This window comes from Micromonospora fiedleri (genome assembly GCF_016774385.1).
Taxonomy (GTDB): Bacteria; Actinomycetota; Actinomycetes; order Mycobacteriales; family Micromonosporaceae; genus Micromonospora; species Micromonospora gifhornensis.
The window spans coordinates 51,051-72,925 of record NZ_JAETXL010000007.1; the positions used below are offsets into that span (position 1 = coordinate 51,051).

The 21,875-nt window shown below is 70.6% G+C and carries 20 protein-coding genes; 10 read left to right on the top strand and 10 right to left on the bottom strand.

Going from position 1 to position 21,875, the window contains the following annotated elements; all coding sequences use genetic code 11:
- The first annotated feature begins 175 nt into the window (after positions 1-175).
- The 3 genes from JMF97_RS20005 (at position 176) to JMF97_RS20015 (ending at position 2,982) form a co-directional block, all read left to right on the top strand.
- The gene (locus tag JMF97_RS20005) at positions 176-874 is read left to right on the top strand and encodes a hypothetical protein (protein WP_203222945.1); all 699 of its coding nucleotides are present in this window, start codon (positions 176-178) and stop codon (positions 872-874) included.
- Positions 875-986: 112 nt separating this feature from the next.
- Complete coding sequence (locus JMF97_RS20010) at positions 987-2,321, top strand: TrkH family potassium uptake protein (RefSeq protein WP_013736023.1); 1,335 nt, start codon at positions 987-989, stop codon at positions 2,319-2,321.
- Entirely contained in the window at positions 2,311-2,982 is a 672-nt protein-coding gene (locus JMF97_RS20015) for a potassium channel family protein (RefSeq protein WP_203222946.1), read from the top strand. Before JMF97_RS20010 ends, JMF97_RS20015 begins: the two co-directional genes overlap by 11 nt.
- A 9-nt stretch (positions 2,983-2,991) precedes the next feature.
- Here JMF97_RS20015 and JMF97_RS20020 read toward each other — a convergent pair whose 3' ends face one another.
- The 7 genes from JMF97_RS20020 to JMF97_RS20050 form a co-directional block, all read right to left on the bottom strand.
- A complete protein-coding gene (locus JMF97_RS20020) occupies positions 2,992-4,704 on the bottom strand; it encodes a serine/threonine-protein kinase (RefSeq protein WP_203222947.1) in 1,713 nt (570 codons plus the stop codon).
- A gap of 71 nt (positions 4,705-4,775) precedes the next feature.
- Positions 4,776-6,329, bottom strand: a complete 1,554-nt coding sequence (locus JMF97_RS20025) for a fused MFS/spermidine synthase (RefSeq protein ID WP_203222948.1) — start codon at positions 6,327-6,329, stop codon at positions 4,776-4,778.
- A gap of 36 nt (positions 6,330-6,365) precedes the next feature.
- Positions 6,366-7,370 (bottom strand): coiled-coil domain-containing protein, encoded by a 1,005-nt coding sequence (locus JMF97_RS20030; protein WP_203223218.1) that lies wholly within the window; start codon positions 7,368-7,370, stop codon positions 6,366-6,368.
- A 423-nt stretch (positions 7,371-7,793) separates the two neighbouring features.
- Positions 7,794-8,609, bottom strand: a complete 816-nt coding sequence (locus JMF97_RS20035) for an inositol monophosphatase family protein (RefSeq protein WP_203222949.1) — start codon at positions 8,607-8,609, stop codon at positions 7,794-7,796.
- On the bottom strand, positions 8,602-9,054 hold the full coding sequence (locus tag JMF97_RS20040; RefSeq protein WP_013736029.1) for a response regulator: 453 nt from the start codon (positions 9,052-9,054) through the stop codon (positions 8,602-8,604). The genes JMF97_RS20035 and JMF97_RS20040 overlap by 8 nt, the downstream gene beginning before the upstream one ends.
- On the bottom strand, positions 9,051-10,901 hold the full coding sequence (locus JMF97_RS20045) for a sensor histidine kinase (protein WP_203222950.1): 1,851 nt from the start codon (positions 10,899-10,901) through the stop codon (positions 9,051-9,053). The genes JMF97_RS20040 and JMF97_RS20045 overlap by 4 nt, the downstream gene beginning before the upstream one ends.
- On the bottom strand, positions 10,898-12,103 hold the full coding sequence (locus tag JMF97_RS20050) for a PP2C family protein-serine/threonine phosphatase (protein WP_307817012.1): 1,206 nt from the start codon (positions 12,101-12,103) through the stop codon (positions 10,898-10,900). Before JMF97_RS20050 ends, JMF97_RS20045 begins: the two co-directional genes overlap by 4 nt.
- A 199-nt stretch (positions 12,104-12,302) precedes the next feature.
- Between JMF97_RS20050 and JMF97_RS20055 the strand changes: the two genes are divergently transcribed.
- The 5 genes from JMF97_RS20055 (at position 12,303) to tsaD (ending at position 17,583) form a co-directional block, all read left to right on the top strand.
- Entirely contained in the window at positions 12,303-14,675 is a 2,373-nt protein-coding gene (locus JMF97_RS20055; protein ID WP_203222951.1) for a M28 family peptidase, read from the top strand.
- Positions 14,676-14,857: 182 nt separating this feature from the next.
- Complete coding sequence (gene tsaE / locus JMF97_RS20060; protein WP_203222952.1) at positions 14,858-15,331, top strand: tRNA (adenosine(37)-N6)-threonylcarbamoyltransferase complex ATPase subunit type 1 TsaE; 474 nt, start codon at positions 14,858-14,860, stop codon at positions 15,329-15,331.
- The gene (gene tsaB, locus JMF97_RS20065) at positions 15,268-15,990 is read left to right on the top strand and encodes a tRNA (adenosine(37)-N6)-threonylcarbamoyltransferase complex dimerization subunit type 1 TsaB (RefSeq protein ID WP_203222953.1); all 723 of its coding nucleotides are present in this window, start codon (positions 15,268-15,270) and stop codon (positions 15,988-15,990) included. The genes tsaE and tsaB overlap by 64 nt, the downstream gene beginning before the upstream one ends.
- Entirely contained in the window at positions 15,987-16,598 is a 612-nt protein-coding gene (locus JMF97_RS20070) for an L-threonylcarbamoyladenylate synthase (protein WP_203222954.1), read from the top strand. Before tsaB ends, JMF97_RS20070 begins: the two co-directional genes overlap by 4 nt.
- Entirely contained in the window at positions 16,585-17,583 is a 999-nt protein-coding gene (gene tsaD / locus JMF97_RS20075; RefSeq protein WP_203222955.1) for a tRNA (adenosine(37)-N6)-threonylcarbamoyltransferase complex transferase subunit TsaD, read from the top strand. Before JMF97_RS20070 ends, tsaD begins: the two co-directional genes overlap by 14 nt.
- Positions 17,584-17,589: 6 nt before the next feature.
- On the opposite strand, the gene JMF97_RS20080 is transcribed toward tsaD, so the two are convergent.
- The 3 genes from JMF97_RS20080 to JMF97_RS20090 all read right to left on the bottom strand — a co-directional run bounded on the left by JMF97_RS20080 (position 17,590) and on the right by JMF97_RS20090 (position 19,195).
- Positions 17,590-17,844, bottom strand: a complete 255-nt coding sequence (locus tag JMF97_RS20080) for a Smr/MutS family protein (protein WP_030329768.1) — start codon at positions 17,842-17,844, stop codon at positions 17,590-17,592.
- Positions 17,845-17,959: 115 nt separating this feature from the next.
- A complete protein-coding gene (locus tag JMF97_RS20085) occupies positions 17,960-18,331 on the bottom strand; it encodes a tetratricopeptide repeat protein (protein ID WP_013736061.1) in 372 nt (123 codons plus the stop codon).
- 111 nt (positions 18,332-18,442) lie between these two features.
- The gene (locus JMF97_RS20090; protein WP_203222956.1) at positions 18,443-19,195 is read right to left on the bottom strand and encodes an ROK family protein; all 753 of its coding nucleotides are present in this window, start codon (positions 19,193-19,195) and stop codon (positions 18,443-18,445) included.
- Between the two features lie 156 nt (positions 19,196-19,351).
- Between JMF97_RS20090 and JMF97_RS20095 the strand changes: the two genes are divergently transcribed.
- Positions 19,352-20,989: an ABC-F family ATP-binding cassette domain-containing protein gene (locus JMF97_RS20095; protein ID WP_203222957.1), complete on the top strand. Its 1,638-nt coding sequence runs from the start codon at positions 19,352-19,354 to the stop codon at positions 20,987-20,989.
- Positions 20,990-21,069: 80 nt separating this feature from the next.
- Positions 21,070-21,795, top strand: coding sequence for a methyltransferase domain-containing protein (locus JMF97_RS20100; protein WP_203222958.1), 726 nt, complete (start codon positions 21,070-21,072; stop codon positions 21,793-21,795).
- Positions 21,796-21,875 lie beyond the last annotated feature (80 nt).

Sequence of the window (21,875 nt, forward strand, 5' to 3'; positions counted from 1 at the left end):
CGTGTGTCGCCGCCCGCCATCAGCTGCCCCGACGCCGAGGCCACATCCCATCCGTGAATCGAGGGACACCGGGCAAGTTTGGGAATTAATAGGTGAATCTACCCATAGCGACCATTGACCCCGCTACCTTCTCCGCTGGCACCACTTGGTGCCGGAACGACCTACGGGGGTAGAAATGAGAAGGACGCTCGCCCGGCTGGCCACCGCCGGCACTGCAGCCGGAGCGCTGCTGCTCGGGACGGCGGTGGCAGCACAGGCACAACCGCAGCCGGAGCCGAACACCACGACAATCAGCATCAACCCGGGGAACGTGCCGACGACGGCCGCCGACTTCACGCAGGACTGTGACCCCAACCTTGGTGGCGGACCGTACCCGGACCAGGATGTCTGGGTCTTCAACCTGCCCAGCAACACCCGGGACTTCGTCTCGGTCACCGCAACCTTCAGCATCCCGGACGACGGCACCACCACCGTGACGATCCCCGACGCGGAAGACAGCGCCATCGTCCGGATCGGCACCAGCAAGGCATGGATCATCCTGCCCGCCGGTTGGACGCTGCTGGACGCGACGGCGGTGGTGACCGGCGACCCCGATCCGGGCCTGCAGTTCGTGCTCACCCACACCTGCGCGGCCAGCCCCACTCCGACCCCCACGCCCACGCCCACTCCGACGCCGACCCCCACCGTTACGCCGACGCCGACCCCGACCGTCACGCCGACGGTGACGCCGACGCCCACCAAGAGCCACCTGCCGATCACCGGGGGCTCCGGTGGCACCGGCAGCCTCGTCTTCCTCGCCGTTCTGGGCGTCGGGTCGGTACTGCTCGGTACCGCATTCGTCGCCATGCGACGTCGTCGAGACGCACGGTCCTGAATCCGGCTCGGCTGAGGACCACCCCGCTCAGGGGCGGTCCTCAGCCCCCCGGTGAATCCTCGGGATTTCGATTTCCGCAGTTCGGGATCGGTTGAAATCAGAGGATTGTCTGGTGCGCCGGTTCCTTCGTCACCCCGTACGGCTGGTGCCGCTCGCTTTCCTCCTGGCGATCGGAATCGGCACCGGCCTGCTGATGCTGCCGTCGATGACGGTCCGCCACGAGGCGGCGCCGACGCTCACCGCACTGTTCACCGCCACCTCGGCGATCTCGGTCACCGGGCTGGCCGTCGTGGACACACCGGGATTCTGGTCCACCCCCGGCCTGATCGTGATCACGGTGCTCACGCAGATCGGCGGGCTGGGCATCCTCACCGGCGCCGCGTTGGTGATCCTGACGGTGTCCCGGCGGCTCGGTCTGCACAACCGGATGCTGGTGCAGGCGGAGACCCTGGAGTACGGGATCGGCAACCTCCGTCGCCTGCTGCTGCACATCGGTGGGACGGTGCTGGTCTGTGAGACGGTGATGACGGCCATCGTCACCGCGCGGCTCTGGCTGGGCTACGACTACCCGCTGGGGCGTGCCCTGTGGTCGGGCGGCTTCCACGCCATCCAGGCGTTCAACAACTCCGGCTTCTCGCTCTACCCGCACGGTCTGCTGTCCTTCTCCCGCGACCCGTGGGTGAGCCTGCCGTTGGCGCTCGGCAGCATCATCGGCGGCCTCGGATTTCCGGCTCTGTTCGAGGCGGCCCGCGAGTGGCGCCGACCGACCCGGTGGGCGGTCGCCACCAAGTTGACCATCTGGGGCAGCGCCGCTCTGGTCGGCCTCGGTTTCCTGACGTTCCTGCTGATCGAGTGGGGCAACGCCCGGACCATCGGCCAGTACGCCGTCACCGACAAGCTGCTCGCCGCGTTCACCCAGATCGCGCTGTCGCGTACCGGCGGGATCGAGGTGGTGTCCACCACCGGCCTGCGGGAGGAGAGTTATCCACTGCTGACCGGATTGATGTTCATCGGTGGTGGCAGCGCGAGCACCGCCGGAGGCATCAAGGTCACCACCTTCTTCCTGCTCGCCTTCGTCATCTGGGCGGAGATCCGGGGCGAGCCGGACGTCACGGTCGGGCACCGGCGGGTGGCCACCGCCAGCCAGCGGCAGGCGGTCACGGTCAGCCTGCTCAGCGTCGCGATCGTGGCCGTCGGCACCTCCCTGCTGATCGCCGTGACCAACAAGGTGCCGTTCCACTCGGCGCTGTTCGAGATCACCTCGGCGTTCAGCACCACCGGTCTGTCGGCCGGCGTGACGTCGGCCCTGCCGGACAGCGGCCTTCTCCTGCTGACCGTGCTGATGTACATCGGCCGGGTCGGTCCGCTCACGCTCGGCTCGGCGATCGCCCTGAACACCCGTCACCGGCTCTACCGCTATCCAGAGGAGCAACCCATTGTCGGCTAGCAAACCGAACACGGATGGCATCGCCGTGATCGGCCTCGGCCGGTTCGGCTCCCGGCTGGCCGAATCGCTCAGCGCTCTCGGTCACGAAGTGCTCGCCATCGACCGTGATTCCCGGCGGGTGCAGAAATGGTCGGCCCTGCTCGACCAGGTTGCGCAGGCCGATTCCACCGACGACCAGGCGTTACGCCAACTCGGGGTGGCCGACCTGAACCGGGTCGTGGTGGCCATCGGCGCTTCCCTGGAGTCCAGCGTGCTCACCGTGCTCGCGCTTGTCGAGTTGGGCGTGCCGCAGATCTGGGCGCGGGCCACCTCGACGCAGCATTCGAAGATCCTGTCAGCGGTCGGCGCGCAACACGTGATCTTTCCCGAGAAGGAGACCGGCGAGCGGATGGCCCATCTGATCGCCAGCCGAATGCTCGACTTCATGGAGTTCGGTGACGCCTTCGCCATCGCGAAGATGCACGTGCCCGCCCCGGTGGCCGGGCATCGCGTCAGCGAACAGCAACTGCTCGACCGCTACGGGATACGGATCATCGGGATCAAGCGGCCAGCCGAGCAGCGCTATCGCTACGTCTCCGACAGCCTGCTGCTCGGCCCCGACGACATCGTCATCGTCGAGGGAACCATCGATCAGGTTCAGGCTTTCGCTTCGCTGACCTGACCCGATCGCTCAGGCTTTCCTGCCGGGCGGCGTCTTCGGCTTGCCCCGCTTGGCCGCCTTGGTCTTCTCCGGCTTCCCCTTCGCCGGAGTCCCCTTGGCCTGCTGCTCCTTCTTGTCGGGGCCCTTCTTCTTGGCAGGGGTGTCCTTCTTACCCGGCTCGGCCTTCTTGCCCGGCTTGGCCTTCTCCGGCTTGGTCTTCGCCTTGTCCGAGCCACCGGAACCGGCCTTGCCGCCGGCCGCCTTCACCGGCTTCGGGGTCGGTGCGCTGCCGGCGATGCCGGACACCTGCACCCCGCACTGCTCGTCACCCAGGCGGAACTCCACCGGCAGCGGATTCGTCCCGGTGTACGTCCCGGTCAGGCGCAACTTCTCGGTCGCGCCGGGCTTCAGGGCCGGATGCTCCGGGGCGGCCTGGACCGCGACCGCGTGCCCCTGTTGGCGGGCCGGCACCGGGCTCGCCCCGGTCACCTGCTGCCCACCGGGGAAGGCGAACCGGACCGTCCAGTCCCGCAGTTCCCGGTCGCCGGTGTTGGTCAGGCTCAACTCGGCGGTGAAGTCCTTGCCGGAGTCCTTGCGCAGCGCGTACGACACCTGGCACGGAATCCGGTCCTCGCCGCCCATCCGAGCCTGGGTGGGCTGGTCGATGCCGCCGCTGGCCGGGCTGCGGGAGGTGACTCCCCACACCGCCGCGGTGACGGCCATCAGCGCGACGGCGGCCACCCCCGCCTCGACCCGACGTCGACGGTCCCGCCGTCGAGCGGTACGCAGACCCGTCAGCGGCAGCGCGTCCGTCGCCACCGACCAGGGCAGGATGGTGGTTCCGGCGCTGGCCAGCAGCATCGGATCGGTTCGCTGGTCGGTCAGCGACACCGGCACGGCCGGGATCTTGCCGACCGCTTCGGCGAGGGTACCGGCCAGCTCGGCCGTACCGGGCCGGTCCGCCGGGCGCTTGGCCAGGCAACGGTGCACCAGTTCGGCGACCCCGGCGGGCAACTCCGGCACCGTCGGCATGGGGTCCGGTTCGCGGTACATGTGCGCCCGCAACATCTGGGTGGTCGTGTCGGCCTGCCAGGGCAGCCGGCCGGTCAGCATCCGGTAGAGCAGCAGACCCACCGCGTACACGTCGGTGGCGGGGCTGACCTGACCGTTGTCGAGGCGTTCCGGGGCGAGGTAGGCGGGCGTGCCGAGCAGCGTGCCGTCCGCGCTCTTCTCGCTCTCCCCCACCAACGCCGAGATGCCGAAGTCGACCACCTTCACGCCGGTCGCGGTGAGCATCACGTTGCCGGGGGTCACATCGCGGTGCACCACGCCACGGGCGTGTGCGGTGGCCAGCGCGGAGGCCACCTCGGCCGCGATCGTCACCGCCTCCCGCCAGGGCAGGACGCCCACGCCGGAGAGTCGGGCGGTCAGCGGCGCGCCGTCGATCAACTCCATCACCACGTACGGCACGGTCAGGCCGACCTGCTGGGACTCGCCGTAGTCGTACACGTTTGTGATGTTGGGGTGGCAGAGCCGGGCGGCGGCCTGGGCCTCGCTGCGGATCCGGTGGCGGAACGCCCGGTCGCTGGCCAGCCGGGACGCCAGGACCTTGACCGCGACCTGCCGGCCCAGCACCTCGTCGTAGCCACGCCAGACGACGGACATCCCGCCCGTGCCCAGTTGCTCGATCAACCGGTACCGCTCACCAAGCAGCTGCGCGCCCCTGCGTACCTCTGCACCCATGGTCGGCCTTGTTGCCCGAAGCGAACCCCGCTACACCTTTCTGAGCGGATTCGGTCAAGGATGTCACCCGATCAGGCGGTGGCGAGCAGTTGGTCCACCGGTGCGTAGTCGTCGGTGAGCACCAGCGCGTCACCGATGAAGTCGGTCAGGTCTCCGCCGCTGAGCAGGCTGACCGGCTCGTTGTCGGCGTCCAGCCGGGCGCGGAGCGCGGCCAGCGGCAACGGCGCGTCGGAGGCGACGATGAGGAAGTTCGCGCCCCGCTCGCCGGCCAGCGCCTCCGGCGGGGCGACCAGCGCGACATGCCGGAACTCGGCGGCGACGGTGGCCACCTCGCTGCGGATGAACCGCAGCGGCGGATAGTCGATGACGTTCTGCACGTACACCCCGCCGGGGCGGACGACCCGCCTGATGTCGGCGGCCATCTCCCGGGTGGCCAGGTGCCAGGGCACCACCAGATGCCCGAACGCGTCACCGACCACGAAGTCCCGGCTGTCCGTCGCCTGCCGGGCCGTCCACAGCCGGGCGTCGCCCACCATCACCTCGAGATCCGGCCCCTGGCGTACGCCGAGGTGCTGCTCGCCCAGGGCGACCAGCCCGCCGTCGAGCTCGAAGACCAGGTTGTCGGTGCCGGGCCGGGTGGCGGTCAGGTAGCGCGGCACGGTGAACCCGCCCCCGCCCAGGTGCAGCGCGTCGAGCCGCTGCCCCTCGGGGGCCATCACATCGGCCACCGCCCCGATCCACCGGGTGTACGCGTACTCCAGGTGGGTCGGGTCGGCGAGATCCACGTACGAGTGCTGGGCCGAGTTGAGCAGCAGCGTCCGCCCGCTCTCGCGGCCGGGATCGGTTTCGACCCGGGCACAGTGGTACGCCGTCTCCACGTCGCACGGGTTCGGCGCGATCATGGTCAGCCCCGCGCCGGCCAGGCCGAGCACCGCCAACGCGGCCTTGACCCGGGCCGGGCCGGGCAGCGTCGCCCGGTCCTGGCGGTGCAGGTACACGCCGAGGGCGATGCCGGTGATGCCGAGCGAGGCGGCCAGCCCGAACAGGATGACCGTGCTGGGCAGCGCGGCGACCAGCACGAAGCCGGTGACCAGGGTGGCCGTGACCGCGCCCAGCGTGCCGATGCCGGAGAGCCGACCGACCACCTGGCCGGTGCGGCGCAGGTCGGCGAGTTGCAGCTTGACCACCAGCGGGGTGACCGCGGACAGCAGCATCGCGGGGGCGAACACGGCCACCGCGACCAGCAACAGGATCGCGCTGGCGGTGTCACCCTTGAGCACCTCACCCGCGTAGCGCACCGCCGGCAGGGTGATCGCGGTGGCGATGCCGGAGAGCACCAGAGCCGGGGCCAGCAGCGTACGCGGATTGCGCTTGTCGGCCAGCCAGCCGCCCGCCCAGGCCCCGTACGCGATGGCGGCCAACGCGATGCCGATGACCGAACTGGTCACCTGCAGCGTCACCCCGACGTACGGCCCGACCAGGCGCAGCGCGGCGGTCTCCAGGACCAGGACGGCGCCGCTGGAGTAGAAGACCAGAAACGCGGCGAGCCCGTTGGGCAGCGCCCGTGGGGTCGCCGGTTCGGCCGACGCGGTGGGTGCCGCGACGTCAGGTGATGGAGAGTTCATCGTGGCGATGGTACGCAGCCCGTAACCGGCCGCGGGTCAGTACATCGAGAGATGAACATGGTTCGTGTGGTCTGCGGCGGGACTGCCGCTGCCGCCGTACGCTCGCCAGCCGGTGCCCGGATGCCAGATCTGCCGGTACCAGATGACGTACAGCACACCGAGCCGGTCGGCGTTGCGTACGTGCCAGGCGGCCAGGCTGTCCCCGTACGCCTTGTCCCCGCCGGTGGCCGTGCGGTTCTCGAAGCCGTTGGTGGCGGCGGAGAAGTCACAGGCCCGACCCTTGGGGTGCTCACCGGAACCACCGCTGCGGTAGCAGGAGACGTACCGCTTGTATCCGGCGGCCTTGGTCTGCTGGAGCGCGTGCAGGGTGCGTGGCGTGATGCAGCCGGAGGTGGTCGGGTCGTTCACCGAGCAGGACTCGGACGGCCAGGAGCCGTTGGCGTTGCGCGGCGCCGGCTTGGCCGACGTGGCGCTGCCGCCGCTGAAGCCGCCGCTGGTACCCGAGCTGACCGCGGCCAGCGCCGCCTCGGTCTCCTTCTTCTTCTTCGCGATCACGGCGAGCTGCTTGGTCTGCTCCCGCACCTCGGCGTTGATCGCGAGCTTGGCCTGCCGGGTCTGCTCGCGGGCCTCGGTCAGCTCGCGCACCCGACGGCCGTCCCGCTGGGCCATCATGTCGAGGCTGGCGGCCCGCTGCACGAAGGCCTCCGGGGTGCCGCTGTCCAGCAGCGCGGCGGCGGCACTGAGCCGACCGATCCGGTACGACTGTGCGGCCACCTCACCGACCATCACGCTCAGCTCGGACAGCCGCCCCTCCAGCTCGGACAGCTCCTTGGCCATCTTCTTCTGACGCTTCTTGGAGCCGTCGAGCTTGCGCTTGGCCTCGATGTGCGCCTTGGCGGTGGCCTCCAAGGTGTCCCGCAGCTTCTTGCTGCCCCCCTCGTTGGGCTCGGCGTACGCCGGGACGGCACCGACGCCGAGCAGCAACGCCACGGCGGCGAGCAGGGTGATCAGCGGCCGATGTAAGCGCCGCCGCACGGGCATGGACCTGCGCACGAAAGCATCCTTTCGTCGTCCGCCGGCCCCCCGGTGAGATCACTGCGCGGCGGCGGCCCCCGCCGGCGCCGATCGGCGGCCTGCTGGTGGTAGACCGCCGGTCAGAATACCGGAACCGCCCTGCCCGACCAGTCCCCCGACCCCCACACCCGTCAATTACCCACCCACCGCAACGGCCACCTAACCCTCCGCCCACCACACCCCCGCACTACCACCCCGCGGGCGGCCCATCAGGCAACCTGCTGCGCTGACCGACCCGCCGGCCCGAACCCTGGTGGCCCGCCGGCCCGCCCGCGGCCCGACCTGCCGCGTGATCAAGAGGTTTTGGTCGAGATCCGGGCTGAGGGCGACCAGAACTTCTTGATCAACGCGGAGAGCGGGGCGAAGGGCGCGGGGCGCGGGGCCGGTGGGTTAGGGGCGAGTGGGGAGGAGGGTGGATTGGACCTGGTGCCAGATCTCTTCGTTGGTGGCTACCAGGAGGCCTTCGGTGGTGTCGGCGGGGTGGTAGTCCGTGCCGTCGAAGCGGCGGGCCACCCCGCCGGCGGCCCGTACCAGCAGGGTGCCCGGGCCGTGGTCCCAGGGCAGGGTGCGCCAGAAGACGACGAACTGCTGGTCACCGGTGAGCAGGTCGAGGTATTCCCGGCCGGCGCAGTGTTGGCCGGGCAGCAACTCGCCGACCTGTGCGCCGCCCGCCTCGACGGTTCGCCGCGACGAGGGCGGCAGGAACCTGGTCATCGCCGCGCCCCGTAGCTCGCCGATCGGCGGCGCGTCGGTCGGCAGGCGCAGCGGGTTGCCGTCGAGGTAGGCGCCGGTCTCCAGCCAGCCCGTCGCCAGGGTGTCCGCCAGCGGGTCGAAGATCCAGCCGGCCACCGGCTCACCGGCGGTGAGCAGGGCGATCATCAGGGCGAACGGGCGGCGTCCGGCCGCGAAGTTGGCGGTGCCGTCGATCGGGTCGACCAGCCACACGTCTCCGGCGGTGCGCAGGTGACGCAGCAGGCTCGGGTCCGCCGCCACGCCCTCCTCGCCCACCACGAGCGAGTTCGGTCGGAGTCGACGCAACCCGGCGGCGATCGCCTCCTCGGCCCGCTGGTCGGCGACCGTGACCAGTTCGCCGGGGGCCTTCTCGGTCACGTCGGCGTCGTCGAGGTGACGGAACAACGGAAGTACGATCCGGTCGGCGGTCTCCCGCAGCAGCCCGGCGACGTCGTCGAGCAGTGTGTCAGCCACGCGGCGGCAGCTTCACCACGCTGACGAAGAACTCGTCGATCTGTCGGACCACCGAGATGAACCGCTCGAAGTCCACCGGCTTGGTGACGTACGCGTTCGCGTGCAGCTGGTAGCTGCGCAGGATGTCCTCGTCGGCCTGGGAGGTGGTCAGCACCACCACCGGGATCCGGCGGAACTGCTCGTCGTTCTTGATCTCCTCCAGCACCTCCCGGCCGTCCCGGCGCGGCAGGTTCAGGTCGAGCAGGATCAGATCCGGCAGCACCGCGTCGGCGTACTGGCCCTCGCGGCGCAGGTAGGCCAGCGCCTCGGCGCCATCGGAGACGACGTTGAGCCGGTTCCGCAGCTTGTGCTCCTCGAAAGCCTCCCGGGTCATCAGCACGTCACCCGGGTCGTCCTCGACGAGCAGCACCTCGATCGGGCTGTTGCCGTCCGCTGGCGCGGTCATCCCACCGCCTCCTTCATCCCACCTGTGTCACCGCTACCCGACCGCCCACCCCTACCGGGCGCCTCGCCGGTGGCTGCGTCCGCGCCGCCCTGGCGGGCCACGTCGGCCGGCCGCGCCCCGGCGGTGTCCGCTGCCGCGTCGTCGGCCGATCGGGCAGCCGAATCCGTGTCGGCGTCCACGCTGACCGTACCGTCACCGCCGGCCTGCTCGCCGACGGCCGGTGATGCGTCACGGTCGGCCAGGTCCGAATCCGGCTCCGCCGCGCCCGTCGGCTGGCCGCTCTGCCGGGCGGCCTCGACGTCGCCGGGCATGGCCGGCAGGGTGAACCGGATCGCCGTGCCCTCGGGTACGTCGGTGTCCACCCAGACCCGACCGCCGTGGTACTCCACGATCTTCTTGACGATGGCCAGCCCGATGCCGGTCCCCGGATAGGCGTCCTTGGCGTGCAGCCGCTGGAAGATCACGAAGATCTTGTCGGCGAACTCCGGCTCGATCCCGATGCCGTTGTCCTGGCAGCTGATCTCCCATTCCTCGCCGACCAGCCGGGCCGAGACATGCACCTTCGGCGGTACGTCGGGTCGACGGAACTTGACCGAGTTGCTGACCAGGTTGACCAGCAGGTTGGTCAGCAGTGGTTCCTCGCCCCGGATCACCGGCAGGTTGCCCCAGGTCAGCTCGGCGTCGGCGTACTGCCGGGCCGGTTCGGTCTGCGCGGCGACGTCGGCCATCAGGCTGTTCAGGTCGACCTCGGTGAAGCCTGCGGTGAGCCGACCGATCCGGGAGAACGCCAGCAGGTCGTTGATCAGCCGCTGCATCCGCTGGGCGCCGTCCACGGCGAAGGCGATGTACTGGTCGGCCCGCTCGTCGAGGCGGCCCGCGTACCGGCGTTGCAGCAGCTGGCAGAAGCTCGCCACCTTGCGCAGCGGCTCCTGGAGGTCGTGCGAGGCGACGTAGGCGAACTGCTCCAGGTCACGGTTGGACCGGGTCAACTCCTCGGCCTGCTTCTGCAACTGGGCGTTGACCCACTCGATGCGCTCCCGTGCCTCGCGTACCTCGGCGAGGTCGGCCGCGATCCGCTGGCGCATGGCGTCCACGTCCGCGCCGAGGGTCTGGAACTCCGGCGGCCCGGTGCCGACGATCCGGTGCGCGTAGTCACCCGTAACTACCTCTCTGACCTGCCCGGCCAGGCCGGTCAGCGGGCGCAGCACCATCCGGTCCAGCGCCAGCAGCAGGGCGATGCCGGCCGTGGCCACCACGAGCGCGGCGACGATGAGCAGGATGACCAGGAGGTTGCCGGTCCGCTCCACGTTGTCGGCGGTGGCCTCCCGGGCGGTGAGGATCTCGTCCTGGAGCGCGGAGACCGCACCACGCACCTCGTCGAACCGCTGTCGCGCCTCGTCGGTCAGCAGCGCCTGGCCGGCGTCGGTGCCCTCGGTCCGGGTCGTCTCGATCACCGGCTGGGCCACGCCGCGCCGCCACTCGTCCGCCTGCTGCTGCACCGCCTCAAGGTCCGCCACGATCGCGGGGTACTTGGCGGACAGCTTCCGGATCTCCTGCGCGGTCGCCCGTTCCTGAGCCAGACCCTGCTCGTACGGGGCGAGGTCCTCCGGATCGGCGGTCACCGCATAGCCGCGTACGGCGGTCTCCTGGTCGAGCAGGGCGTTGAGCATCTCCTGGCCCTGCACCCGCAGCGGGCCGACCTCCACCAGGAGCACGTCGGTGTACTCGCGGTTCTTGGTGGCGACGACCGCCTCGGCCACGGCGACGCTGAGCAGCAGCACGCCGGCCACCCCGAGCAGCGCCAGCACCCGGCGGCGCAGCGTCCACCAGCTGACGTCGACGCTCATCGGCCACCGCCCCGGGTGACCAGCAGCATCGCCACGTCGTCGGCGAACGGGCCGCCGTTGAGCTGCTCGGCGCGCCCGACCAGCCAGGCCGGTAGCGCGGGCAGCGCGACGTGGCGGCTGTCCGGTTCCTGCAACAGTCGGGTCAGTCCGGGCACGTCAAGGCGCTCGTCGCCCTCGCCCACCCGGCCCTCGATCAGACCATCGGTGTACATCAGCAGTGACCAGTCCTCGGTGTCGAACTCCAGATCGAAGGCGACCGGACGCCGGGGTCGTACGCCGAGCAGCAGTCCGCCCGGCGCGGGCACCGGCGCCACCTTGCCCCCGGCGAGCAGGACCGGCGGAGGGTGGCCGGCCAGCCGTACGGTCCCCCGGTTGCCGTCGAGGTCGAGGCGTACCGTCGCGACCGTGGCAAAGATCTCCTGGAGCCGGCGTTCGCTCATCAGCACCTGCTCCAGCGCGGGCAGCACCTCGTCGTCCGGCACCCCGGCCAGGATCAGCGCCCGCCAGGCGACCCGAAGCTCGACCCCGAGCGCCGCCTCGTCCACCCCGTGCCCGCACACGTCGCCGACGATCAGGTCGACCTGATCGGGACGGGTCTGCACAACATCGAAGAAATCACCCCCGATCAGGGCGGCATGCCGACCGGGTCGATAGAAGGTGTGCACGGCGATCTTGTCGGTCGACATCAGTGGCTGGGGCAGCAGACCTCGCTCCAACCGAGCGGACTCGGCCTGCCGCAGCTCCACCTCGCGCAGCCGGCGGGCATTCTCGTCGGCGCGTTTGCGCTCCACCGCGTAGCGCAGCGCCCGGGTCAGCAGCACCCCGTCGACCTGGCCTTTGACCAGGTAGTCCTGCGCGCCCTCGGCGACCGCGACGATGCCCAGGTGCTCGTCGCTGCGGCCGGTCAACACGCAGACGGCGGCGCTGCCGGACATCTCCAACACCTGCCGCAGGCCGTCCAGCCCCTGCGCGTCGGGCAGACCCAGGTCCAGCAGGACGCAGTCCACCCCCGCCATCCGTCGACGGGCTTCGCTGAGACTGGTGGCGACCAGCAGGTCGATCCCGGAGTTCGTCTCGGCCAGCAACTCGCCGACGAGGAAGGCGTCGCCCTCGTCGTCCTCGACCAGCAGCACCCGCAGCCGTTCGCCGGGCGGCAGGTTGGGATTGCCGCCCAGGCCACCTTGCGGATATGGCCATGACACGACTGAGGGACCGGTCTTGGCGGTCCCTCGGTGCGGCCGGCCCACCGCCGCGACGGGCGGGAGATCGCTGCTGATGTCGGGCTCCTTCCGAGTGCCCTGCTGATCCTGTATTAGACAACGTTCGCACACAACACGACGGAGCGCCCTGGGGCGACATAGAGGATGATGTGCACCCACCCCACCCCCCGAGGAGCCTGTCGTGGGCGCACCCCCCGCCGCCGATCGTGCCCTGTCCCGACCGCGTCACCGCCTGGTCGCCGCGCTCGCCGCCCTGGTCGCCCTCGCCGCCGTCGGCACGCTCGCGCTGCTCGCCATCCGTCCCCCCGCACCCCGCCCGGCCGACGCACCGCGCGACGAGTTCAGCGCCGATCGGGCGTACGAGCACGTGTCGGTCGTCGCGCGCCAGCGGCACCCCGCCGGCAGCGCCGCCAACGACGAGGTGCGGGCCTATCTGGAAGCCCGACTACGCGCGCTGGGGCTGACCCCCGAGGTGCAGGACACCGTCGCCGAAGAGGCCGGTCAACTCAGCGGAGCCGCGGGTGGCGCCACGCTGGCCCGCGTACGCAACGTGACGGCCCGGTTGGCCGGCACCGACCCGACCGGCACGGTGTTCCTGGTGGCCCACTACGACGCGGTGCAGACCGGGCCGGGCGGCAACGACAACGCGGCGGGCGTCGCCGCCATCCTGGAGGTGGCCCGGGCGCTGACCAGCGGCCCGCGCCCCCGAAACGATCTCGTATTCGTCTTCACCGACGCCGAGGAGGCGTGCCTGTGCGGTGCGTCGGTGTTCGCCGCCGACCATCCGCTGGCCGCCGGCAAGGGCGTCGTGCTCAACCTGGAGGCCCGCGGCAGCACCGGGCCGGTGATCATGTTCGAGACCTCGCCGGAGAACGCCGCGCTGGTCGACGTCTTCGGCCGGGCCGCGCCGCATCCCGTCGGCACCTCGTTCGCCGTGGAGGTCTACCGCGCGCTGCCCAACGACACCGACTTCACCGCCTTCCTCGACCATGGATTCGTCGGGCTGAACTCGGCCTACCTCGACGGCGGCGCGATCTACCACACCCCGCTGGACACCCCCGAGTCGATGGACCGGGCCAGCCTCCAGCACCACGGCGCCAACGCGCTCGGCCTGGCCCGCGAGTTCGGCCGGATCGACCTGGCCGACCTGGCCGCCGACCACGACGCCACCTACTTCCCCATCCCCGGTGGTCTGGCCCGCTACCCCGGGCCGCTGGTGCTGCCGTTGGCGCTGCTCGCGCTCGCCGGGGTGATCGTCCTCGGCTGGTGGGCGCGGCGTCGAGGTCGGGTCACCGGTGGTCGGTTGGCCGCCGGGTTCGGGCTGGCCCTCGTACCGATCGTGGTCGCCCCGCTGGGCGCTCAGCTGCTCTGGGCCGCGATCAGCGTCATCCGGCCCGGCAACGCCATGCTGCTCGACCCGTACCGGCCGATCTGGTACCGGCTGGCCGTGCTGGCGCTCGCCGCCGCCGTGCTGTTCGCCTGGTACGCGCTGACCCGCCGTCGGATCGGTCCCGCCGCGCTGGCCATCGGCGGACTGGGCTGGCTGGCGCTGCTCGGCGTACTGCTCGCGGTGCTGGTGCCGGGTGGGGCGTACCTGGCGACTCTGCCTGCCCTGGCCGGCGTGCTCGCCGGGCTGGTCGCGGTGGCCGCCCGCATCGACGGCCCGCTGCCGGTGATCGCGGTGACCCTGGCCGGTGCGGTGGCGGTGGTCATCCTGCTACCGACCGTGGTGCTGCTCTTCCCGGCGCTGGGCATGGCGATGGGCGGTGTCGCGGCGTTGTTCGCGGTACTGCTCGGTCTGGCCGCGCTGCCGGTGGTGGACCTGCTGCATCCGGAGGCCGGTGGTCAGCGGGGCATGGACGCGTTGCGGGCCCGCCGTCGCGGTGCGCTGCCCGCCGGCGCCGCCGCGCTGGCGGCGGCGGTGCTCGCCGGGGTAGGGGTCGCCGCCGACCGGTTCGACGCCGCGCATCCCGCACCCACCCACCTGATGTACGCCCTGGACGCCGGCACCGGCCAGGCCCGCTGGCTCAGCCTCGAATCCGACCCACAACCCTGGACCTCGGAGTACGTCGACACCACGGTCTCCATCGCCGACGACTTTCCCGGCCTCGGCCGCGACGAGCTGCTCGGCGGTCCGGCGCAGGCCGCCGACCTGCCCGCGCCCCGGCTGGAGGTGCTGTCCGACACCGGCACGGCCGGGGAGCGCACCCTGCGGTTGCGGTTCACCCCCCAACGGCAGGTACGCCTGGCCACCCTGCACGTGGACACCTCGACGGCGGTGGTCCGCAGCGCTCAGGTGGCCGGTCGCCCGGTGCCGGTCGAGCAGCGCGAGGGTCGGTGGGGCTTCGGCGTGGTCTTCCACGCCCCACCGACGGAGGGGTTCGAGGTCGTCCTGACCGTCGTACCGTCGGCAGCGCAGGTCGCGCTGCGGGCGACGGACGTCAGCGACGGCCTCGACGCGCTGCCCGGTTTCCGCCCTCGCCCTGCGGGCGTCGGCGTGGTCGGCTCGCACAGCTCCGAGATGCTCGCCGTGGCCCGCACCTATGCCCTGTGACGTCGACCGCTACGGCGAGTGCGGGGAAGCGCAACGTACTCACCTGGGCCTACCGCCCGGCGATCCTGCCCAGAGGTATCCAGTCCTTAGCCGGGTAACATGTGTAGCCGCAAGCTTGAAAGATCAAAGATCGAAATGGTCTGGAACCGCGACCCGGAGAATTTGGGGTGATGATGGATAGCTTGGAGTATGTCGCCAAGAGTCTGTCGGAGACTCATGCCTTGGCGGCTGCCCTCGCACCATGTCTCTCCGCCGGGGACGTGGTGCTGCTTCGGGGGGATCTCGGTGCGGGAAAGACCGCCTTCGTGCAGGCACTGGCCGATTCACTCGGCTGCACCGACGAGGTCACCAGCCCGACCTTCACGCTCGCGAACTTCTACCGAGGCACCGAGACAACGGTCCTCCACGTCGACACCTACCGACTCTCCAGCGTCGCCGAATACCGCGATCTGGGGTTGGCCGATTACGCCGACGAGTGCGTGACGCTCGTCGAATGGGGCGACCTGGTCTCCGGGGAGTTCCCGTGTCATCTCCAGGTGGAAATCGCGTCCCAACCCGGTTCTGAGGTTCGGACTTTCACCCTGTCGTCGGAATGCCAGCGCTGGCAGCCGGTCCTGCAAGAGCTAGAGCGTCGAATCACCCAGGCGGTAAAGTGAAAGCCATTCTTGCGATCGAGACGTCCACCAAGGATTACTCCGTCGCCATCGGCACCGACAGTGCGGCCAGCGTCAGGCTGACGACCACCCGCTTCGAGCCGGATTTCGACGGCATCGCCGGACTCGTGGACAAGGCTCTCGCCGAGGCCGGCATCCGCAGCAGCGACCTCGCCGCGATCGCGGTGGACATCGGCCCGGGAAACCTCACGTCGGTTCGTGCGGGTGTCGCGTACGCCAACGGTCTGGCGTACGCATTGGATTTGCCGATGTTCGCCACGGATTCGCTGAGCGTGATGGCCCATTCCGTACCGGCGGATTCGCCCGTGCTGGCGCTGCGCCCGGCCCGCGGTGTCGCCAGCAGCGAGGTCTACGCCGGCATCTACGTCCCCGGCCGACCGGCCACGCTCAGGCGAGGCGACTACTGGGTCATCGTCGACGAGCTGGCCAACTCCCTGACCGCGCAGGGCTTCGACGCGTTGACCGTGGTCGGCGCGTACCGGCCCGAGATGACGGACGTATCGACCAGCCTGAAGGTGCAGGACGGCGGTCCGGCAGCACCTGACGCCAGCACGCTTCTCGCGATGGCACAGGCGGGCGAGGAGCGCATGTCGCCCGGCCCGGTGGGTCCGCTGACCGAGGAATCGGACGTGTTCCTATGAGTGACCCCGACGAGTTGACCAGGGCGGCGGAGATCATCCTGGCGGAAGGGGTCGCCCTCCTGCCGACGGACACCGTCTACGGGCTCGCGGTACGCCCGGACAGCCCGACGGCGATCGACCGGCTGTTCGCCATGAAAGGCCGCCCTCGGGAGAAGAACCTTCCCGTCATGGTCGGCTCCGGCGAGCAGTTGAGCGAGCTGGGAGTCGACATCAACGAGGCATGCTCGCGCTGCCTTGAGTCGCCGTACATGCCTGGCCCGCTCACGCTGGCCGTCGGCTTCGTCGATGACGGCCGGCGCCCGGCCTGGCTGGTGGGGCGGGACGAGGTGGCGGTTCGCATACCGGCGCATCCGGCGATGCTCACCATCCTGGCGCAGACCGGGCCGCTCCTGGTCACCAGCGCTAACATCAGCGGGGGCCCGACCCACGAAAACGTGCCATCCATCCTGTCTTCACTGCTGTTCGAACCCGATGTGACAGTTGACCGAGGGCCGCTGTCCAAGGTGCCTTCCACACTGGTGAACTGCCGAAAAGATCCACCTGTCGTGGAGCGGGTTGGGGTGGTGTCCGAGACCGAAATCCTGAGGATGCTGAATGTCGACCGGTGAGTTGATTCTGGGAATTGAATCCTCGTGCGACGACACGGCGGCTGCCGTGGTCGCGGAGGACGGCACGGTATTGTCGTCGGTCATCGTGTCGCAGGCCAGCCTCCACGATCGTTACGGCGGGGTCTATCCGGAAGTGGCGAGCCGCGCCCACGTCGACAAGGCGATCCCCGCGGTACGCATGGCGATCGAGGACGCAGGCATCCGGCCCAAGGATCTGCGGGCCATCGGTGTCACCCGGGGCCCGGGCCTCATCGGTTCGCTGATGGTGGGCGTGGACACCGCACGCGGGCTCGGACAGGGCTGGGGACTTCCGGTCCTGGGCATCAACCACCTGCGCGGTCACCTGCGCAGCGCCGACCTGAACGAGCGCCGGGTCTCCTACCCGGCGCTGATCCTGCTCGTCTCCGGCGGCCACACCCTGCTGGCCCACATGCGCGATCAGGACACGATCTCCCTGGTCGGCTCCACCCGCGACGACTCGGTCGGCGAGGCGTACGACAAGGTGGCGCGGATGCTGGGCCTGGGCTATCCGGGCGGCCCGGTCATCGACCGCCTGGCGCTGCAGGGCAAGGACCGTTTCGGGCTGCCCCGTCCCATGCTCGGCGACGGCCTCAACTTCTCGTTCTCCGGGCTCAAGACGGCGGTACGCCGGCTGCTCGAAAGCGATCCAAACCTCGAAGCCGCGGATGTCGCGGCGTCCTTCGTGGCCGCCTGCCTCGACGTGCTCACCCAGAAATGCGAGCGCGCGCTTGTCGAATACCCCTCCGAGTCCCTGGTCATCGTCGGCGGTGTCGCGGCCAGCCCGCAATTGCGAGAGGTCGCCGGCAAGCTCTGCGAATCCCTTGACGTCAAGCTGTGCCTGCCGCCACTGAAGTGGTCGACGGACAACGCCGCGATGATCGCACTGGCTGCCTGGGACTACGTACGAGCCGGCCAGGGCACCGACCTGGCCCCCACGTCGAGGCTCAGCATCGAACAGTACTGACCAGCTTTATTTCCAGCGGAAGTGGACGAAGAGGCGGCCGAAATTCTTGGAGTCCTTTTCGACCCGGTGGTAGAGCTGCTTGACGTCCTTCTGGTCGAGAAAGCGCAGCACCCGCTTCTTGAGTTGGCCGGAGCCCTTGCCGGGGATGATCTCGACGAGGGTGGCCTTCTTCGCCACCGCCTCGTCCATGATCCCGCGCAGCGCGCGGTCGATGTCGTGGCCCTTGTTGAAGATCTCGTGCAGGTCCAGCTTCAGTTTCATGCCGCGTCCACCGTCCGGTCGGTTCCCTTGGGAGCCATGGTAGGCAGGGCGGTGGCCGGTCCGGACGCGCCGAAGGGGCAGCCCGTGCGGGCTGCCCCTTCGGATGTGCCGGTGCTCAGCGGGCGCGTGCGCCGAGCCGGGTCTCGACCCGCCGCAGGGCGGTCGTGTAGTCGTTGTTGGCGTTGTGCATGGCCGCCGCGATGCGCAGGTGGCGCAGCGCGTCGGTGTGCCGGTTGAGCCGTTCCAGCGTCCGGCCCAGCACGTGGTGGGCGTAGTGGTCGCTGGGGTTGCGGTCGACCAGCTCCCGCAGGTGCTCCTCGGCGCGGCCGAGCTGGGCGGACTGGAAGTACGCCCGGGCCAGCAGCTGCCGTACCGCCGCGTTGTCCGGCTCGGCCTCGATGATCGGTTCGAGCAGCCGGGCCGCTCCGGTCGGGTCGCCCGACTCGAAGAACAGGGTCGCCCGCCGGTACTCGGTCAAAAGATCCACTCCGACCACCCCTTCCGTGCCGCAGCACTGTCCCGACGCTGGCACAACACCGGACGTACCGCGAGTGTTCCCCGGCCGCTCCTTGCGCGCCCGGCGGCGGGCGAGGGGCCCTTACACGGGGGCGAGGTCCCAGGCGCGGACGCCGCCGACGATGCCGGCGCTGTTGGGGACCACGACCACGTCGTCGCCCATCCGGGCGAGCTGTTCGGGGCGGATCAGTCGGGAGTTGCCGCCGCCGAGGTAGAGCCGGTCCCAGCGGAACACCGGGCGCAACCCGTCGACCACCTGCCGGATCCGCCGGGACCAGAACGCGTCGCCCAGGCGACGGCGTTCCGGTTCGCCGACGTACGTGTCGTACGTCGTGCCCCAGCGCACCGGGGCGTGCGACAGCTCCAGGTGCGGTGCGAGCCGCCCGCCGTCGAACAGCGCGCTGCCCAGCCCGGTGCCCAGGGTCAGCACCAGTTCGCAGCCGGTACCCGCAACCACCCCGGCACCGTGCACCTCGGCGTCGTTGAGCACCAGGGTGGGCAGCCCGAACGCGCCGGCGAGGGCGGTGCGCGCGTCGTACCCGGACCACTCGGCGAGCAGTGTCGGGTCGACGCGGCTGCGAGGGCCGGAGCGGGTCACGTAGTGCGGGGTGGCCACCACCACGCCGTGGCGGATCATGCCCGGCATCCCGACCGTGACCCGGTCCGCCGACGGCAGCCGGGTCCCCAGGTCGAGCAGGGTCTTGACGAACAGTTCCGGCGGCAGCGGGTACGGCGTGGGCACCCGTAGCGGTTGCGCTCGCATGGTGCCCGCGCCGTCGAGCACGGACGCCTTGATCCCACCGCCGCCGCAGTCGATCGCCAGAGTGGTCTGCACGACCGTGAGTCTGCCTCGTGCACCGCCGGCTGGCACGGCAGGTCACCGCAACCACCCTCGACCGACCCGCGAACCGGCGGCAGGTGGGCGACGAGGGACGGGCCGGACGGTTAATCCGCCGACCGCTGACGGGTCCACGGGTAGGCTCGGCTGCTTGTGAGCGCAACGCTGATCGTCAAGGACCTTGCCGCTGGCCACGGGGACCGGAGTCTGTTCACCGGGTTGGACCTGGTGGTGGCTCCGGGCGACGTGATCGGCCTGGTCGGGCCGAATGGTGCGGGCAAGTCGACCTTGCTGCGTACCCTTGCCGGGTTGTTGCCGGTGGAGGCCGGCAGCGTCACGGTGAGCCCGCCCGGCGCGAGCATCGGGCACCTGCCGCAGGAGCCGGATCGGCGACCCGGCGAGACGGTACGGGCGTTCCTGGCCCGGCGCACCGGGGTGACCGGCGCGCAGGCCGCTCTGGACGCGGCGACCGAGGCGCTGACCGCCGGTACGCCGGGCGCGGACGACGCCTACGCGGACGCCCTGGAGCGCTGGCTCGGCCTGGGCGGGGCGGATCTGGACGAGCGGGCCGAGGAGGTGGCCGCCGAGTTGGGGCTGACCGTCGACCTCGATCAGGAGATGACCGGCCTCTCCGGTGGTCAGGCGGCCCGCGCCGGGCTGGCCTCACTGCTGCTCAGCCGGTACGACGTGTTCCTGCTCGACGAGCCCACCAACGACCTGGATCTGGCCGGTCTGGACCGGTTGGAGCAGTTCGTCACCGGGTTGCGGGCCGGCACGGTGCTGGTCAGTCACGACCGGGAGTTCCTGTCCCGGACGGTGACCCGGGTGCTGGAGTTGGACCTGCATCAGCAGCAGGTCAACCAGTTCGGCGGCGGGTACGGGGCGTACCTGGAGGAGCGGGAGGTGGCGCGCCGCCAGGCACGCGCCGAGTTCGAGGAGTACGCCGACACGAAGGCGTCGTTGGAGGCGCGTGCCCGGACCCAGCGGTCGTGGATGGACAAGGGTGTCCGTAACGCCCGGCGTAAGGCCACCGACAACGACAAGATCGGCCGCAAGTTCCGCTCCGAGGCGAGCGAGAAGCAGGCCGCGAAGGCCCGGCAGACCGAGCGGCTGATCGAACGGCTGGACGTGGTGGAGGAGCCGCGCAAGGAGTGGGAACTGCGGATGGAGATCGCCGCCGCACCCCGCGCCGGCGCCGTGGTGGCCACCCTCCGCGACGCCGTCGTACGCCGGGGCGAGTTCACTCTCGGGCCGGTGAACCTCCAGATCGACTGGGCGGACCGGGTGGCGGTGACCGGGGCGAACGGGTCCGGCAAGTCGACCCTGCTGGGCGCCCTGCTCGGCCGGCTGCCGCTGACCGGCGGTCAGGCCGCGCTCGGCCCGGGGGTGGTCGTCGGCGAGGTGGACCAGGCGCGAGGGCTGTTCCTCGGGGACGTACCCCTGTTGGAGGCCTTCCGGGCGGCCGTACCGGATCTGTCGCCCGCCGACGCGCGGACGCTGCTGGCCAAGTTCGGTCTGCGGGCGCAGCACGTGCTGCGTCCGGCCGCGACGTTGTCGCCCGGTGAACGCACCCGGGCCGCCCTGGCGTTGTTGCAGGGGCGCGGGGTCAACCTGCTGGTGCTGGACGAGCCGACCAACCATCTGGATCTGCCGGCCATCGAGCAACTGGAATCGGCGCTGGACAGCTACCCGGGCACGTTGCTGCTGGTGACCCACGATCGACGGATGCTCGACGCGGTACGCCTCGACCGCCGGCTGGAGGTGTCCGCCGGGCGGATCGTGGAGTCCTGAGCCGAGGCGCGCGGATCTTCTGGGACATCCGACGCATACCGGTCACAGATCCGGGTAACGGGCGGCCGGAGGTGGCCTGGATGGTGGCGTTGGCACACACTCCGCCCTCGGCCGAGCGGCTGCGGGCGGTGGACGGATTCCTCACCGAGGCGTGGGCGGACCAGGTCGGTCACGACGATCGACTGCGCTCGCTGCGGGTCGAGGTGCGCTTCGACCGGGGCGTCGCCCACCTGACCGGCGAGGTCGACGAGCCGGCGCAGCTACGGCTGGTACGCGACCAGGTCGGCCGGCTGGCCGGAGTCTTCGGCATCTGGTGCCGGGTACGGGTGGGCGGGCGCGATCCGGTGGTGGTGGACCTCGGGTGCGGGGCCACCAAGCAGTGGCCGGGCAACCTTGGGCTGGACATCTTCCCGGCGCCCGGGGTGGATGCGGTGGCCGACCTGTCGGGTTCGCTCCCGCTCGCCGACGACTCCGTGGACGTGCTCTTCGCGGTGCACATCCTGGAGCACCTGATCGATTTCCTGCCACTGCTGGACGAGTGCCACCGGGTGCTCCGCCCGGGCGGCGTACTGCACGTGATGAGCCCGTGGTGGGGCCACGTGAACGCGGTGGCCGATCCGACCCATGTCCGCCTGCTGGACGTACAGACGATCAAGGGTGTCTGCGTCATGCGCCCGCCGGGCACACCCCGCTGGTATCCGCTGCACGCCGGCACCGACGGCGCCTCGATCTTCGCGGACCTGACCCCGCTCGGGCCCGACGACGACGGCCCTTCCCCCACCCATATGGCTCGTTTCTTCGACTAGGTCGGTACGCCACGCAGGTGGCGAATGCCCCGGGAGCACCTGACTCCCGGGGCATTCGTCTGTTTCAGCGCAGGTCATCA

Coding starts and splice junctions, on each gene's coding strand:
- JMF97_RS20080 (WP_030329768.1), bottom strand. CDS start 17,844: ATGAAACTGAAGCTGGACCTGCACGAGATCTTCAACAAGGGCCACGAC.
- JMF97_RS20045 (WP_203222950.1), bottom strand. CDS start 10,901: ATGAGCGTCGACGTCAGCTGGTGGACGCTGCGCCGCCGGGTGCTGGCG.
- JMF97_RS20025 (WP_203222948.1), bottom strand. CDS start 6,329: ATGAACTCTCCATCACCTGACGTCGCGGCACCCACCGCGTCGGCCGAA.
- tsaB (WP_203222953.1), top strand. CDS start 15,268: ATGCCAGCGCTGGCAGCCGGTCCTGCAAGAGCTAGAGCGTCGAATCAC.
- JMF97_RS20020 (WP_203222947.1), bottom strand. CDS start 4,704: ATGGGTGCAGAGGTACGCAGGGGCGCGCAGCTGCTTGGTGAGCGGTAC.
- JMF97_RS20040 (WP_013736029.1), bottom strand. CDS start 9,054: ATGACCGCGCCAGCGGACGGCAACAGCCCGATCGAGGTGCTGCTCGTC.
- JMF97_RS20070 (WP_203222954.1), top strand. CDS start 15,987: ATGAGTGACCCCGACGAGTTGACCAGGGCGGCGGAGATCATCCTGGCG.
- JMF97_RS20005 (WP_203222945.1), top strand. CDS start 176: ATGAGAAGGACGCTCGCCCGGCTGGCCACCGCCGGCACTGCAGCCGGA.
- tsaD (WP_203222955.1), top strand. CDS start 16,585: ATGTCGACCGGTGAGTTGATTCTGGGAATTGAATCCTCGTGCGACGAC.
- JMF97_RS20100 (WP_203222958.1), top strand. CDS start 21,070: ATGGTGGCGTTGGCACACACTCCGCCCTCGGCCGAGCGGCTGCGGGCG.
- JMF97_RS20030 (WP_203223218.1), bottom strand. CDS start 7,370: ATGCCCGTGCGGCGGCGCTTACATCGGCCGCTGATCACCCTGCTCGCC.